15 protein-coding genes are annotated in these 14463 nt (G+C 56.5%); 10 read left to right on the forward strand and 5 right to left on the reverse strand.

The window, feature by feature from the left end:
• Positions 1-41 precede the first annotated feature (41 nt).
• From msrB to EYR88_RS04430, 9 genes are all read left to right on the forward strand, one after another.
• Entirely contained in the window at positions 42-479 is a 438-nt protein-coding gene (gene msrB / locus EYR88_RS04390; protein ID WP_131088488.1) for a peptide-methionine (R)-S-oxide reductase MsrB, read from the forward strand.
• Between the two features lie 158 nt (positions 480-637).
• Positions 638-2023 carry a DUF6421 family protein gene (locus EYR88_RS04395; RefSeq protein WP_131088489.1) on the forward strand — a complete coding sequence of 462 codons (1386 nt, stop codon included), beginning with the start codon at positions 638-640 and terminating at the stop codon, positions 2021-2023.
• A gap of 24 nt (positions 2024-2047) precedes the next feature.
• Entirely contained in the window at positions 2048-2752 is a 705-nt protein-coding gene (locus EYR88_RS04400) for an SDR family oxidoreductase (RefSeq protein WP_242632451.1), read from the forward strand.
• Positions 2753-2842: 90 nt separating this feature from the next.
• Positions 2843-3904, forward strand: coding sequence for a low specificity L-threonine aldolase (locus EYR88_RS04405; protein WP_131088490.1), 1062 nt, complete (start codon positions 2843-2845; stop codon positions 3902-3904).
• A 60-nt stretch (positions 3905-3964) separates the two neighbouring features.
• On the forward strand, positions 3965-4603 hold the full coding sequence (locus tag EYR88_RS04410; RefSeq protein ID WP_131088491.1) for a DUF3000 domain-containing protein: 639 nt from the start codon (positions 3965-3967) through the stop codon (positions 4601-4603).
• A 50-nt stretch (positions 4604-4653) separates the two neighbouring features.
• A complete protein-coding gene (locus EYR88_RS04415) occupies positions 4654-5904 on the forward strand; it encodes an HRDC domain-containing protein (protein ID WP_131088492.1) in 1251 nt (416 codons plus the stop codon).
• 123 nt (positions 5905-6027) lie between these two features.
• Positions 6028-7278 (forward strand): acetyl-CoA C-acyltransferase, encoded by a 1251-nt coding sequence (locus tag EYR88_RS04420; protein WP_207306460.1) that lies wholly within the window; start codon positions 6028-6030, stop codon positions 7276-7278.
• Between the two features lie 10 nt (positions 7279-7288).
• Positions 7289-9412: a 3-hydroxyacyl-CoA dehydrogenase NAD-binding domain-containing protein gene (locus EYR88_RS04425; RefSeq protein WP_131088493.1), complete on the forward strand. Its 2124-nt coding sequence runs from the start codon at positions 7289-7291 to the stop codon at positions 9410-9412.
• A gap of 118 nt (positions 9413-9530) precedes the next feature.
• Positions 9531-10004, forward strand: a complete 474-nt coding sequence (locus EYR88_RS04430) for a Rieske (2Fe-2S) protein (protein ID WP_131088494.1) — start codon at positions 9531-9533, stop codon at positions 10002-10004.
• A gap of 91 nt (positions 10005-10095) precedes the next feature.
• Here the strand turns inward: EYR88_RS04430 and EYR88_RS04435 are convergent, their stop codons facing one another.
• Positions 10096-11070, reverse strand: a complete 975-nt coding sequence (locus tag EYR88_RS04435; protein WP_131089788.1) for an aldo/keto reductase — start codon at positions 11068-11070, stop codon at positions 10096-10098.
• A 132-nt stretch (positions 11071-11202) separates the two neighbouring features.
• On the opposite strand from EYR88_RS04435, the gene argG reads away from it, so the two are divergent.
• Positions 11203-12630, forward strand: a complete 1428-nt coding sequence (gene argG / locus EYR88_RS04440; RefSeq protein WP_131088495.1) for an argininosuccinate synthase — start codon at positions 11203-11205, stop codon at positions 12628-12630.
• Between the two features lie 85 nt (positions 12631-12715).
• Here argG and EYR88_RS04445 read toward each other — a convergent pair whose 3' ends face one another.
• From EYR88_RS04445 to EYR88_RS04460, 4 genes are read right to left on the reverse strand one after another with little or no spacing between them, the layout of a single operon-like run.
• On the reverse strand, positions 12716-13033 hold the full coding sequence (locus tag EYR88_RS04445; RefSeq protein ID WP_131088496.1) for a hypothetical protein: 318 nt from the start codon (positions 13031-13033) through the stop codon (positions 12716-12718).
• Positions 13030-13365 carry a hypothetical protein gene (locus EYR88_RS04450; protein ID WP_131088497.1) on the reverse strand — a complete coding sequence of 112 codons (336 nt, stop codon included), beginning with the start codon at positions 13363-13365 and terminating at the stop codon, positions 13030-13032. The genes EYR88_RS04445 and EYR88_RS04450 overlap by 4 nt, the downstream gene beginning before the upstream one ends.
• 14 nt (positions 13366-13379) lie before the next feature.
• Complete coding sequence (locus EYR88_RS04455; RefSeq protein WP_131088498.1) at positions 13380-13874, reverse strand: GNAT family N-acetyltransferase; 495 nt, start codon at positions 13872-13874, stop codon at positions 13380-13382.
• The gene (locus EYR88_RS04460) at positions 13875-14444 is read right to left on the reverse strand and encodes a hypothetical protein (RefSeq protein ID WP_131088499.1); all 570 of its coding nucleotides are present in this window, start codon (positions 14442-14444) and stop codon (positions 13875-13877) included.
• Positions 14445-14463 lie beyond the last annotated feature (19 nt).

The raw sequence follows: 14463 nt of genomic DNA on the forward strand, positions 1-14463 counted from the left end.
GCCGTGGGAATCATCTGTTGGTGCTGTACGTTTCTATGAGTATGAGCAATGAACCTGTTAACCATGATGACCAAATAGCCGACGACGCAACGGAACGAACAGAAGTGCAGTGGCAAGAGATTCTCTCGCCGGACGAATTCCGGGTGCTGCGCCAGGCCGGCACGGAGCGGCCCTTCACGGGCGAATATTGGGACACCACCACCGAGGGAGTATACGCTTGCCGAGCTTGCGGCGCTGAGCTGTTCGCTAGTGCCACGAAGTTTGATGCCTCATGTGGTTGGCCTTCGTTCTACGCCCCACTGGCCGAAGACCGCGTTCGGTACATCACCGATGAATCGATGGGTATGAAGCGCGTTGAAGTTCGTTGCGCCAAGTGCGATTCGCATATGGGCCACGTCTTTGAAGGTGAGGGGTTTAATACTCCTACCGATCTGCGCTTTTGCATGAACTCATTGAGCTTGACGTTGCGTAACGCTTAGGGGTTATTCTTCTGATCGTAGCGCGGTCCGCGTCACAGTAAGAATAAGACTTACTTATTCACCAATCACTCAGCACCAACTTTTCTATTGTTTGGGCGTAGCGTTCATGTCAAGCACATGAGCGCTACCCAAACATGAAAAGAAGAAGGTGTATTGAAATGACTCAGATTTCTGCCAAGCCAATGCCGGCCAGCGATGCGCAGGTTCTGCAGATTGCAAACAGTGAAGCATGGCTGACCCTAAAATCAGCCGCCACAGAATTCCAAGGTTTGCAGGCGAAAGATGGGTCTCTATCCGACGAGGTTGCGCTTCCTCGCGCCACCGAACTGGTCGATTCGATCATCGCCTCGGTTCATGCGCTCAAGGTCCACTTCGAGCATGACAACGAATACCTTGAACAGCTGGTCGCTGACCTCGAAAAGTGGAGCGAGAGCGGTTTTGATGTTCCGGACTTCTTGGACTCGCTGGTGCAGTTCCAACCGCAAACCCAGCGGATCGACGGTCTGATCCACCTAGTACTCTTCCCGATGTACACGCAGAACGGTTCCACCAATCGCCATCTGGAAGCGGTACTCGTTCAGGTCATGTGGCCCGAGTTCATCGCAGAGCTCGAAAGCACCAGCTACACCAACGCACTCTTTGTTCCCCTACGTTTTGTTGACTTCACCGAGGGTTACAACACCAATTCCGCTGTGCTCTTCCCGGAATCCGTAGCCATTCGCGAAACACCGTCATTTACTTGGGGCGCAATTTTCCAAGACCGTGAGGCCGCACGCTTCCGCAAGGTTCTGCAAGAAGCTGCAACCATCACCAATTTGCAGTTGCCGGATGATGCAGCTGAGCTACTGTCGGACCAGCATCTGACTGAAGAAACCTTCATCATGTGGGATCTAATCCACGATCGCACTCACATGCGTGGCGATCTTCCTTTTGATCCCTTCATGATCAAGCAGCGCATGCCGTTCTTCCTGTACTCCCTTGAAGAGTTGCGTTGTGATCTCACCGCATTCCGTGAGTCCATGAAGATTAACAACGATCCCAACACCGATCCCAAGACTGCCAAGATGGCTAAGCTGGTTCAATACGCGGTGATCTTTGACCGGATCTTCCGCTTTGCCATCACCGGATCGCGCGTTCGTAACTACGACGGTTTGGGTGGCCAGCTGCTCTTCGCGTGGATGCACCAGCACCACGTTCTACACTGGACCGATACCAAACTACGTATCGACTGGGACCAGGTTCCAGAAGTCGTCGCTGCGCTCGGAGATGCAATTGACGAACTGTACTGGAAGTCCATCGACCGCCCGAAGGTGGCCCATTGGCTAGCGGCGTACGAACTGGTTGCGAACACCGTGACTCCAAACCCTGCCTCACAGTGGGCCAAGGGACCACAGGCCCTGCCACTGACTGCTCCCCTTCGTGAAATCACGGACCAAGTAATGGATGATGAGTTCCCTTTGTCCATGTTCTACGAGGCGCTAAATAAGAAGATGGCCAGCGTCATCGAGTCGACCAAGGGCATGACCGGAGCATCGGAAATCTAGGACTCCTGCCTTAGGCTAGGAATTGTGAGCAAAGAAAGACTCTTCTTGAATCAAACACCACGTTTAGTGCTCATCGCTGGCGCCACGTCGGCTTCCGGGATCGCCTGCGCTCGCGCGCTCACGGAGGCCGGAGCACAGGTGCTGGCGGTGGGTAGCAATCAGACTCGCCTCGATGAACGGCTGGCCTTCGCCAAAGCCCGCTACGAATGCGACCTCACTGATTTTGCGGCCGTCGAAGCATTGGCTCGACGCATCCATGAGGACCACGGTCCTATTGATTCGCTCATCCATTTAGTTGGGGGCTGGCGGGGCGGCAAGTCCATCGTCGGTCAGAGTGATGAAGACTGGGACTTCCTGCAACGCATGGTGCTGACAACACTGCGTAATACCACCCGCGCGTTTGTCCAGGATCTGCTGGACTCACCATCCGGGCGATTGGCGATCGTCAGTGCGCAGGCAGTCACTAACCCAACGCCGTCGAACGCCAACTATGGTGCAGTCAAGGCCGCCGCCGAACACTGGGTCAACGCGATCGCACGCCTGTTTAGCAAAAACGCGCCCAATGCTGCCGCGGTCAGTTGGGTGGTGAAGGCGCTGAGCGAAAAGTCGGCCGAAGATGCCCCGGCGGGACACACACCGGTGAGCTACCTGGCCCAAAGCGCCATAGATCTATTAGCCGATGATGCGGTGGCACACAACGGCACGCGCATGGTGCTGCCAAGCGCCTGAGTACTGCCCGAATAAATACAGAACGCTGTTCTGAAGCTTCGCGGCCACCCGCACTTCATACCTTTACTACAGTCCAAGGATCCAAACATTATGACTTCACTTCACGACGCCAACGTACGCGGCTTCGCATCCGATAACTACTCGGGAGTTCACCCTCGCATCCTTGAGGCGATCACCCGCGCCAACGGCGGACACCAAATCTCCTACGGCGAAGACCAATACACCGAGCAGCTAGGTAAGACGGCGCGCGAAATCTTTGGCGACGAGGCAACAATCTTCCCCGTCTTTAACGGCACCGGAGCCAATGTCACAGCGCTTCAGTCGTTGTTGCCACGCTGGGGTGCAGTGATTTGTGCCAGCACCGCGCATATCAACGTGGATGAGAACGGTGCCCCGGAACGAGTCGGCGGCTTTAAGCTGTTGCAGGTTCAAACGCCAGATGGCAAGCTCACCCCTGAACTGATTGATCAGGAAGCGTGGGGCTACGGCGACGAACACCGCGCACAGCCACTAGCCGTGTCCATCACCCAGGCCACAGAACTTGGCACCTTGTACACCCCGCAGGAAATCAAGGCCATCACCGATCACGCGCACAAGCTGGGGATGAAGGTGCACCTGGACGGTTCACGATTGTCCAATGCCGCGGCCGCGCTTGACGTCCCTTTGCGCGCACTGACCACCGATGCAGGGGTCGACATCGTGTCCCTCGGCGGAACCAAAAATGGCATCCTGCTCGGCGAAGGCATCCTGACCTTGCGCAAGGAGCTCGCCGAGGACATGAAATACCTGCGCAAGATGAACATGCAGCTGGGCAGCAAAATGCGTTTCATCTCTGCCCAGCTGATCGAGCTCTACGGAACCGGTTTGTGGAAGGAACTGGCCGGCCACGCAAATGCGATGGCTGCCAAGCTGGCTCAAGCGGTTGAACAGATCGACGGCGTGGAACTGGTTTACCCAACACAAGCCAACGGGGTCTTTGCCAAGCTTCCCACCGCTGTCAGCGATGAACTGCGCAAGCACTTCCGCTTCTACGATTGGGACCGCGCAGCTGGCGAAGTGCGTTGGATGTGCTCCTTCGACACCACCGAAGAAGACGTGGCAGCGTTCATCACCAAACTTCGTGAGCTCATGGGTTCCCACGTCCCTGCTTAGGCTGAGCGCGGATCGGCGTGCCGTACCCAACCCAAGGTACGGCACGTTTAGACTCAAATTGTGACCAACGATCGCCCTGCCTCAGCCATCCCGAGCGCCTTCGCCAAGGCCCTGGAAGAGCTGTCGCACGCCAAGGTACGCAAAGAACTGAAGTTCACCGAAATCCCGGCCCCCGGTCGGCTTGCACCGTTTGCCCTGGCGCTCAGCGGCGACGTGGTCGATACGGTTTCGCCCGATCACGGTCCCCACGGACAAGAGATCGGCCGCACCCCGTTCCTGCAGTCGCAGGAGCAACTAGCTACCGGACGATTCATCCTCTTATTTGATCCGGCCGGCCAAGAGTTATGGGATGGCCAGTTCCGCATCGTCACCTATGTGCGTGCACGCTTAGATCACGACATGGGGCAGGACGCGATGCTGGCGTCGGTCGCCTGGTCGTGGCTGGAAGATTCCCTGCGTGAGCGTGAAGCGTTCCACCATTTGGCCGGAGGGACTGCCACCCGGGTCATTTCAGAATCTTTTGGCAACCTGCGCGGGGAACAAGACCACATTGACATCGAACTGCGCGCTTCATGGTCGCCGGATTCAGAGGACCTCGGACCGCATTTGAGTGCGTGGGCCGACCTGGTATGCACCTTTGCCGGACTACCACCGTTGCCCGAAGGTGTTGAGCAACTGCCACACCGTCGACTTAGTTAAGTCTCACAAGCACATTAGAGGCGGACGGTTAGATCTAGAATAGAAGTATCATGCCGAATTCTGACGCCACCGCTTCCGCATCCTCCCCCGCAGACTCACAGTCGCCTGAACCTCAGCTGATTCCGCTCACGCATCCGCGAGACGGTATTCCTGAGGTCATCAACACCCCTGCCGCCTTGCGGCGTGCCGTGCGTGAACTCAGTGCTGGCACCGGGGATTTGGCAGTGGACACGGAGCGAGCCAGTGGATTCCGCTATGGTCAACGAGCCTTCCTGCTTCAAATCCGTCGCGAGGGCGCTGGCACGTGGTTGATCGATCCCGAAGAGCTTGATGACCTGAGCGTCCTGCGTGACTTTGTGAACCAGCAGCCGTGGATCCTGCATGCTGCCACGCAGGACCTTCCTTGCCTTCACGAACTGGGCATGTCCCCGACCTCGTTGTTTGACACCGAACTGGCTGGCCGATTGGCAGGTTTTCCACGAGTTTCACTTGGCACTATGGTGGCCGAATTACTTGGCCTGCAATTGGCCAAAGAACACTCAGCCGTTGACTGGTCCACCCGCCCATTGCCTGAAGCATGGCTAAACTACGCGGCCTTGGATGTAGAAGTTCTTGAGCAGCTACGTCAGGAAATCAGCAAAATTCTTGAAGAGCAAGGCAAGATAGACTTCGCCATCCAAGAGTTTGAATACGAACGCAATCTGCCTGACCCACAGCGAGCCGAGGAACCGTGGCGCAAGCTGTCCGGGGTCCATAAGCTCAAGGGCCGACGCAACCTAGCTATCGCCCGCGAGCTATGGCTTTCCCGCGAGTCTCTGGCCCAAAGCCAAGACGTCGCCCCAGGCCGACTCTTGCCTGATCGAGCAATTATGGCAGCCGTGGAGCAGCGTGCTGCGAGCGTTCCCGCGTTGCTTCAAATCCCCGGTTTCCATACCCGCCACGCCAAACGAGATGCTCCACGCTGGATGGATGCCATTCAGCGCGGACGACTGACCAAAGACTTGCCTGAGCTGCGCGCCAGCAAGGCCGGGTTGCCTCATCCACGGTCGTGGGCTGAGAAGAATCCGGCGGCTTCGGCTCGGCTTGAAGCGGCAAAGCTTGTGCTCGCTGAAGTCAGCGAACACTGGAACATTCCGGCAGAAAACTTGCTGACCCCTAAATATCTTCGGGAACTGTGCTGGAATCCACCGGTGTTGATCAGTGCCGAGGGCATTGATGAAAAGCTGGCTGGTTTGGGCGCTCGCCCTTGGCAGCGAGAGTTGCTTGTAACCAGCTTTGCGCAGGCATTTGCCGAGGTATAAGCAAAGTGTGATGGGTTGCACTTGCACTTCAAGTTACTACTGAGTAACGTATGGTTTAGGTCACAGTGATGCTGGCCACTGCCCTATGCTGGGCAGCATGAACCAACCCCAAGGAGCCCGACGGTGAGTGCCAACGCTTCGACCGTGCCCAATAACGTGCACCCTTCGCTCAACGACCGCGATGTAGTCTTCATCGACGGTGTCCGAACCCCGTTCGGCAAGGCCGGCGAGAAGGGCATCTACCACGGTACCCGCGCCGATGATCTGGCGGTCAAGGCCGTTCGCGGACTACTCGAACGCAACCCAGAAGTGCCGGCAGAAAAGATCGACGAAATTTCGATCGCCGCCACCACGCAGACCGGCGATCAGGGCCTGACCTTGGGCCGCACCGTGGGCCTTCTGGCCGGAATCCCAAAATCCGTTCCAGGCTTTGCCATTGATCGCATGTGCGCCGGCGCCATGACCGCGGTAACCGCGACTGCAGGTGGCATTGCTTTTGGCGCCTACGACATCGTTGTAGCAGGCGGCGTAGAACATATGGGCAACCACCCGATGGGTGCTGGGGCCGATCCAAACCCACGCTTCCTTTCCGAAAAGATCGTGGATCCGCAGGCCCTGAACATGGGCAACACCGCGGAAAACCTGCATGACCGCTTCCCGGCGATCACCAAGGAACGCGCTGACCGCTACGCCGTGGCCTCCCAAAATAAGCTAGCCAAGGCATACGAAAACCAGCAGATCCAGCCCGATCTGATTCCCGTCGCTGCCAAGCGTCCAGGCGAGGGCTGGTCGGTCAAGACCGCCGATGAGCCACCACGTCCAGGGACCACCATGGAATCCTTGGCAGATCTTCGCACCCCATTCCGTGCCCACGGACGAGTCAGCGCCGGCAACGCCGCTGGCCTGAACGACGGCGCCACCGCAGCCCTGCTAAGCAGCGGACAAGCAGCGCGCGAGCTCGGTCTAACGCCAAAAATGCGTATGGTCTCCTTCGCCTTCGCCGGCGTTGAACCAGACGTTATGGGCTACGGTCCCGTTCCTGCCACAGAAAAGGCTCTAGCCAAGGCCGGACTGAGCATCAAGGACATCGGCCTATTCGAAATTAATGAAGCCTTTGCCGTCCAGGTACTCTCCTTCCTCGACTTCTACGGAATCGAGCAGGATGACGATCGAGTAAACCGCTACGGTGGAGCGATCGCCGTCGGCCACCCACTGGCCTCCTCCGGCGTTCGCCTGATGACCCAGCTTGCCCGACAGTTCTCTGAAGACCACTCGGTACGGTACGGCATCACCACCATGTGCATCGGTCTGGGCATGGGTGGCACCGTCATTTGGGAAAACCCAAACCATGCAGACTTTGGCAGCAAGGCATAAGGAAGAGACAATGACTGCAAACACCAAAAACTTCGCGGCCGTCGCTGAAATGATGCACGACGAAACCGTCACTCACTCCTATGTCACGGACGTTGCTCTGCCCAGCGGCAAGACTCTCGCCCTACTGACCTTAGATAACGGCCTTGACCACAAAAAGCCAACCACCCTGGGCCCCAACGGCCTGCTGGAACTTCGTGCGACCCTTGAGACTCAAGCTGCACGTGCCAAGGCCGGCGAAATCCATGCCTTGGCCATTACGGGAAAGCCCTACTTCCTCATCGCCGGTGCCGATTTGTCCGCGGTCACCCGACTGAGCGAACCAGATCAGGCCACGGCCATGGCAACTTTGGGTCACTACACCTATGAGCTACTTGCCGATTTGGGCGTTCCAACTTTCGCTTTCATCAACGGGCTAGCCCTCGGTGGCGGTCTAGAGATTGCACTGGCTTGCAACTACCGCACGGTGAGCACAGCAGCTGGCGCTTTGGGTCTTCCTGAAGGATTCCTCGGATTGATTCCAGGGTGGGCCGGCGTCTACCGCCTTCCACGTCTGGTCGGTCCCGAAAATGCCTTGAAGGTCATGATCGAGAATCCACTGAACAACAACCGCACGCTCTCAGGCCCTGCGGCATACAAGATGGGCGTGGCTGATGCGTTGTTCGAGCCAGCAGATTTCATCGAACACTCAACCGGTTTTGTTGATTCAGTACTCACTGGAACCACGCAGGTCCAGCGTCCCAACGCCGTGGATCCGAGCGACCCCGAGGTGGCCCGCCGCTGGTTGGAAGCCGCCGATCAGGCAGAAAAGTTTGTCGATGCCAAGCTTTCCGGGGCAGCACCGGCACCATACAAGGTGCTCGAAGTATTCCGAAAGGGTCTGACTCTTTCCCAGCCTGACTCCGCCAAGCTTGAAATTGAAGCTCTGACCGGTCTGATGCGTACACCTCAGTTCCAGAACACTGTCTACGCGTTCTTGGATCTAGTACAGAAGCGTGGCAAGCGACCAGCAGGCGCACCGGATGCCAAGCTTGCGCGCCCGGTGACCAAGGTGGGCGTTGTTGGTGCCGGCCTGATGGCAAGCCAGCTCGCGCTACTGTTCGTCCGTCGACTCAATGTACCGGTGGTCATCACCGACTTGGACCAGTCACGCGTAGACAAGGGTATTGCCTACATCCATGGTGAGATCGACAAGCTGCACAGCAAAGGTCGCATGAGCCAAGATGGCGTCAATCGCTACAAGGCACTGGTTTCAGGATCGGTAACCAAGGAAGCGTTTGCCGATGCTGACTTTGTTATTGAAGCCGTATTCGAAGAGCTCTCGGTTAAGAAGCAGGTCTTTGCCGAAGTTGAAGCCGTGGTCTCCCCCGACTGCGTCTTGGCCACCAATACGTCCTCACTATCCGTGACCGAGATGGGACGCGATCTTAAACACCCAGAGCGCCTGGTTGGATTCCACTTCTTCAACCCGGTAGCACTGATGCCGTTGCTGGAAATCGCAGCCACCGAATGGACCAACGAGACGTCATTGTCCACGGCGTTTGTGGTCGGCAAGGCACTGAAGAAGACCACTGTGAAGACCCAAGATTCGGCGGCCTTTGTGGTCAACCGCGTATTGCTTCGACTGATGAGCGAAGTCCAGGCTGCCTTCGATGAAGGTACCGACGCACAGACTGCGGATTCTGCCTTGGCACCTATGGGTCTGCCAATGAGTCCGTTCACCCTGTTGGCCATGGTTGGCTTGCCAGTGGCTCAGCATGTGAACAAATCTTTGAACGCTGCTTTTGGAGACCGTTTCGCTGTCTCTGAAAACCTGCAGAAATTGATTGATGCAAAGATCACTGCACTGTGGGTGAAGAATGAGGATGGCTCGCAGGAACTGAACCCTCAGGCAGCACCATTGTTGAATCAGGGAGAGAAGCCCTCGACCAAGGAAGAGATTCTGCTTCGGGTGCAGGATGCTCTGGCAGAAGAGATCGGACTGCTGCTCAAAGAAAACGTTGTGGCCGAAGCGGCCGATGTTGATCTTTGCATGATCACCGGTGCCGGCTGGCCAATGCACCTCGGCGGAATCACTCCTTACCTTGACCAGGTTGGAGCCGCGGAACGAGTGAACGGCAAGAAGTTCAACAGCTAGAACTTAGCGAACATTGGGCCTCAATCCATTAGGGTTGGGGCCCAACGTCGTAGTGACAGCAATTAATTAATTTCCAATTCCTTAGCACCGTCACAGCGACTTCTGTCAGAATAAACCCATGACTGACTTCGCCTTACCAGCACGCCGCACCATCATGTGCGCTTCTGCAGCCCTTGGTTCCGCCGCATTGTTGACCGCTTGCGGTGACGGACATTCGGAAGCTGATACCCCTGAGGCCTCTGCCGCACCGAAGCCAACCGGTGAAGGGCAGAAAGTCATCAAGCTGTCCGATCTTGAAGTCGGTGCACGCACTTCCGTTCAGGCAAAACATCCCTCTGGCGCGGAAATACCAGTACTACTGTTCCGCCCAGATGAAAAGTCTGTACTGGCCTTCTCCAGCGTCTGCACACACCAAGGTTGTGTAGTCACCCCCGATTCAAGCAAAGATGATTTCTTCTGCGCTTGCCATGGCTCTCGGTTTAAGCCGGCTGATGGAACCGTTCTTGATGGTCCTGCCGTCGCCCCGTTGGCCAGGTACGCTACCGAAATCACCGACGGTCAGGTCGTTGTGTACGTAACTGAAAGCAAGTAAAAAAGCTTCAGCGCAAAAATTGAGAGGTTGCAACTCTTTAGGGTCGCAACCTCTCAGTTTAATTATTGGTCCGAGCTAGTGGTTCTTCAGACTAGAACAAGGCCACTTTGGTCGGCGCCGGGAAGATCTCATCAAGTTCCTTGCGCTCTTCTTCTGTCGGTACCCAACGTACAGCTTGAGCATTCATCTGGATCTGCTCGGGACGAGTGGCGCCAGCAATCACAGAAGTGACTGGTTCCTGTGCGGCCAACCATGAGAAGGCAAGCTCGATTGGTGCCAGATCGCGCTGCTGGGCGAACTGGGCGAAGCGATCAAGCTGTTCAAAGTCGGAGGTCTCGACCAATTGCTGTCGAGCATGGGTGAGGCGGCTACCAGCAGGTGCATGGCCCTTTGAATATTTTCCGGTGAGCAGGCCGTTAGCCAATGGGAAGTACGGAAGCACGCCGAGGCCAATTTCGCGGGCGGCTGGCAGGACTTCCAACTCGGCGCGGCGATCAATCAAGTTGTAATGATTTTGCGCCGAGATGAATCGTTCGGTTCCCAATTCGCGAGCCACGTACTCTGCCTGGGCGATCTGCCATCCGGCACGATTTGAGTGGCCAATGTAGCGGACCTTGCCGCTGGTCACTAAGTCGTCCAGCGCACGGAGGGTTTCCTCGATCGGAGTGTTCGCATCAGGAGTGTGGAATTGGTACAGATCAATATGGTCAGTACCCAGACGCTTTAATGACGCTTCCACAGCCTTCATGATGTAGCGACGTGATCCGCGGGCGTTAAAATCTGGTCCGTTAGCTCCGGCAACATCCATGCCGAATTTAGTGGCCAACACGATATTTTCGCGGTTCTTGCCCAGCGCTTTACCCAGGCGTTGTTCGGAGAGCCCAGCAGTTTTGCCATAGTTGTCGGCAACATCGAAGAACGTGATTCCAGCGTCCAATGCTGCATGAACCACGGCGTCGGTACCTTCTTGGCTCTGCGTGACGGTCCCCGAGCGTCCCAGATTGTTGCATCCCAAACCAACGACTGAAACGCTCAAACCACTGCGGCCTAGTTGACGGAACTCCATGTGCACCTCACTGTTTTTCATCTGCCGCTTCACTGCGCGACCTTATACCCATAGGCTATCTGGTAGGTCTGAAAAGCAAAGAGTCCAAGACACAATTCACTGCATTGCATATTTATCCATTAGGATGGAAACATGTCTAAAGTTCTTACCAATCTTCCTGTAGGCGAACGCGTCGGAATCGCGTTCTCCGGTGGCCTCGACACCTCGGTGGCAGTAGCGTGGATGCGCGACAAGGGCGCCATTCCTTACACCTACACTGGCGACCTCGGCCAGTACGACGAGCCGGACATCGACGCCGTTCCAAGCCGTGCGCTGGAATACGGTGCCGAGAATTCCCGTCTGGTTGACTGCAAGCCAGCACTGGTTGAAGAAGGCTTCGCAGCACTGGCCTGCGGCGCTTTCCACATCCGCTCCGGTGGCAAGACTTACTTCAACACCACCCCATTGGGCCGCGCCGTTACCGGCACCCTTCTGGTTCGCGCAATGCGCGAAGATGGCGTGGACGTGTGGGGCGACGGTTCGACCTACAAGGGCAACGACATCGAGCGTTTCTACCGCTACGGCCTGATGGCAAACCCAAAGCTGCGCATCTACAAGCCATGGTTGGATCCAAACTTCGTCACCGAGCTCGGTGGCCGCCAGGAAATGTCGGAGTGGCTTCAGAAACACGACTTCCCTTACCGCGACTCCGCCGAGAAGGCATACTCGACCGATGCCAACATCTGGGGTGCAACCCACGAAGCTAAGACTCTGGAACTGCTGGACAGCTCCATCGAGTCCGTTGAGCCAATCATGGGCGTTAAGTACTGGGATGAAAGCGTAGAGATTAAGACCGAAGACGTTTCGGTTTCCTTCGTCGCTGGACGTCCAGTTGCCATCAACGGCAAGGAATTCACCGACTCGGTTGCCTTGGTCAATGAAGCGAACATCATCGGTGGGCGCCACGGTCTGGGCATGAGCGACCAGATCGAAAACCGCATCATCGAAGCTAAGTCGCGCGGCATCTACGAAGCACCAGCTATGGCGCTGCTGTACATCGCCTACGAGCGCTTGGTTAATGCGATCCACAACGAAGATACCGTTGCCAGCTACCACAACGAAGGCCGCCGTCTGGGCCGCCTGATGTATGAAGGTCGCTGGTTGGACCCACAAGCTCTGATGCTGCGCGAGTCGCTGCAGCGCTGGGTTGGCTCTGCCATTACCGGTACCGTAACCGTTCGCTTGCGCCGTGGAGATGACTACACGATCGTGAACACCGAGGGCGAGAAGCTCAGTTACCACCCAGACAAGCTGTCCATGGAACGCGTGGGCGACGCAGCCTTCGGTCCAGTGGATCGTATCGGTCAGCTGACCATGCGAAACCTGGATATTGCCGACTCGCGCGGTCGCCTAGAACAGTACGCCAGAATGGGTCTTGTCGGTGGAACCACCGCTGAGCTGGTTGGCTCGCTTGAGGAAGGTGGCGCTGACGATATCGTCAACGCAACCCGCGTTGATAGCGACGATCTCGCTACCGATCGTGCCATCGAATCTGCAGCATTCGACGCTGGTACAGACTAGTATCTGACGGCTAAACAAAAACCGGTCGAAGCTTCTCATTTTAGAGAATGCTTCGACCGGTTTTTTGTGCCCGTTTGGGCTGCTGCTAGCGCGAGAATCCATTCAGCGCAGCCAAGGACTGTAACGCCATGATGAAACCAACGAGGGCTAGAAAACGAATCGACCCATGAATCACTGCGCCCCGCTTGCTATCTTTTGAAGGCAATGAAATGACTTCATCCGCCAACCAGGTGACCAGCGTAATGATCGTACCAATGAGCGCAACTTGTTCTTCGGGTAGTGACATGGCTTTGGCCATGGCAGTACCGATTCCTACACCGGCAATGACCTGCAACAGCATCCAAAGCCATTGTTTGATACTCCGGCGCTGCTTGGGCTGAGCTGAAAGTTGTTCTTGGCTCATGCTTCAATCAGCGTGAGCAATGGGCTAACGGCAAGGGTAAAGCCCACTAGGGATACAAGGCGCAACACCAAACGAACTCGGGCACCGGGCTTGGTGTTAGGCGCAGGCAGTCGGAAGCCCTGCTCAACGATCCAAACAACAACAATCACCAGCACACCAGCCAGTGCAAGCTTTGCCGGGGCAGCTCCGGAGAACACCGAAGCGATACCCAGACCGATAATCACGCCAACACAAGCTTGGAACACCAAATGCAGTGGCGTTCGAGTGGCACCCATCGGTGGCGCCTTGCGTTGGGCACCGGGAGTCTCGTCCCGATCTTCCTGTGGAATCATTTCTACTAAGTTCCTTATTTCTTGCGGTCGGCGGAAGCACGGTTGCTGGGGGTGACTTCCTTGCACAGCAAAAGGCCACTTCCGCCAGTGAACTGCACAGAACCGAACTGTGGTGCTCTACAAATTTCTCTAAATCCAAAAGACCGCTGCAACGCGAGCGACGCAGTGTTTTGCGCATTCACAACACACCATGCCCGATCGGCACGGTGGGCTATCCATTCCAGTCGCGCGGTGGTCAAGATTGAGGCCAACCCGTGCTGCTGAAAGTCAGCTGCAATCTCCACGCCGGACAGATAGAACCCTGCCGGTGCCAGTTCATCGTCGGGATCCCACCAGCTTGCCTTAGCCCAGCCAAGCAGCTTATCTTGGGAATCCTTCAGCACTAACTGGCAACCTTCCACGCCAAAACGCGCAGGTTCGGCGTTTCGGCCTAATGAGCGTGAGAGTGCATGTACGGCCTGATAGTCCGCTTCCTGCATTGGTTGCGGAAGAAGAGAAGGCAAAACCAATTAGCTCAGGGTCATTGGCTTCGCTGGCAACGGGTGAACCTGCTTGAGTTTTTCTGGAGTCGCGTAATCAGCGGTGCCGATGCTCATCTTGGTGAAATCGAGCTTGGCTTCGCGGATGCAAGTCTTGATAGCTGAAACAGCGAGCTTTGGAGCCGGCGAAAGAACACGGATATTCAACTTACGTGGAGCAAAATCACTGGACTCAACGGTGCCCAGGCCACGCCATGCCAAGTGACCGGTGAGCGCCTCTTTGACCTTTTTCTCCAAGTACTGGTCACGTTCCGTACCTGCAGCTGACTTCAGCGTGTACTGAACGATGACCCAAGTCTGGTCTTCATCCTTGATTTCGGCGTAGCCTTCATCGGTGCATGCCTGCAGGAAACCCGCAAAAAGCTCGTCGGCACGGTCGTTGTTCACGTCCTGAACATCGCTGGTGGTGGACATGTGCCCAACGCTGCCATGGTTGATGACAAACTGACCCAGCTCGCCGTCTTCAAACTGCTGGAACCACGCTTCGCGGAAGTGCAGTACGTTCTTGTCGTCTAAACGATAGGTGCGAATAATCGCCATTGTTTTCCCTTTTCAGGTC

The sequence above is a fragment of the Arthrobacter sp. S41 genome (assembly GCF_004320535.1).
Classification (GTDB): domain Bacteria; phylum Actinomycetota; class Actinomycetes; order Actinomycetales; family Micrococcaceae; genus Glutamicibacter.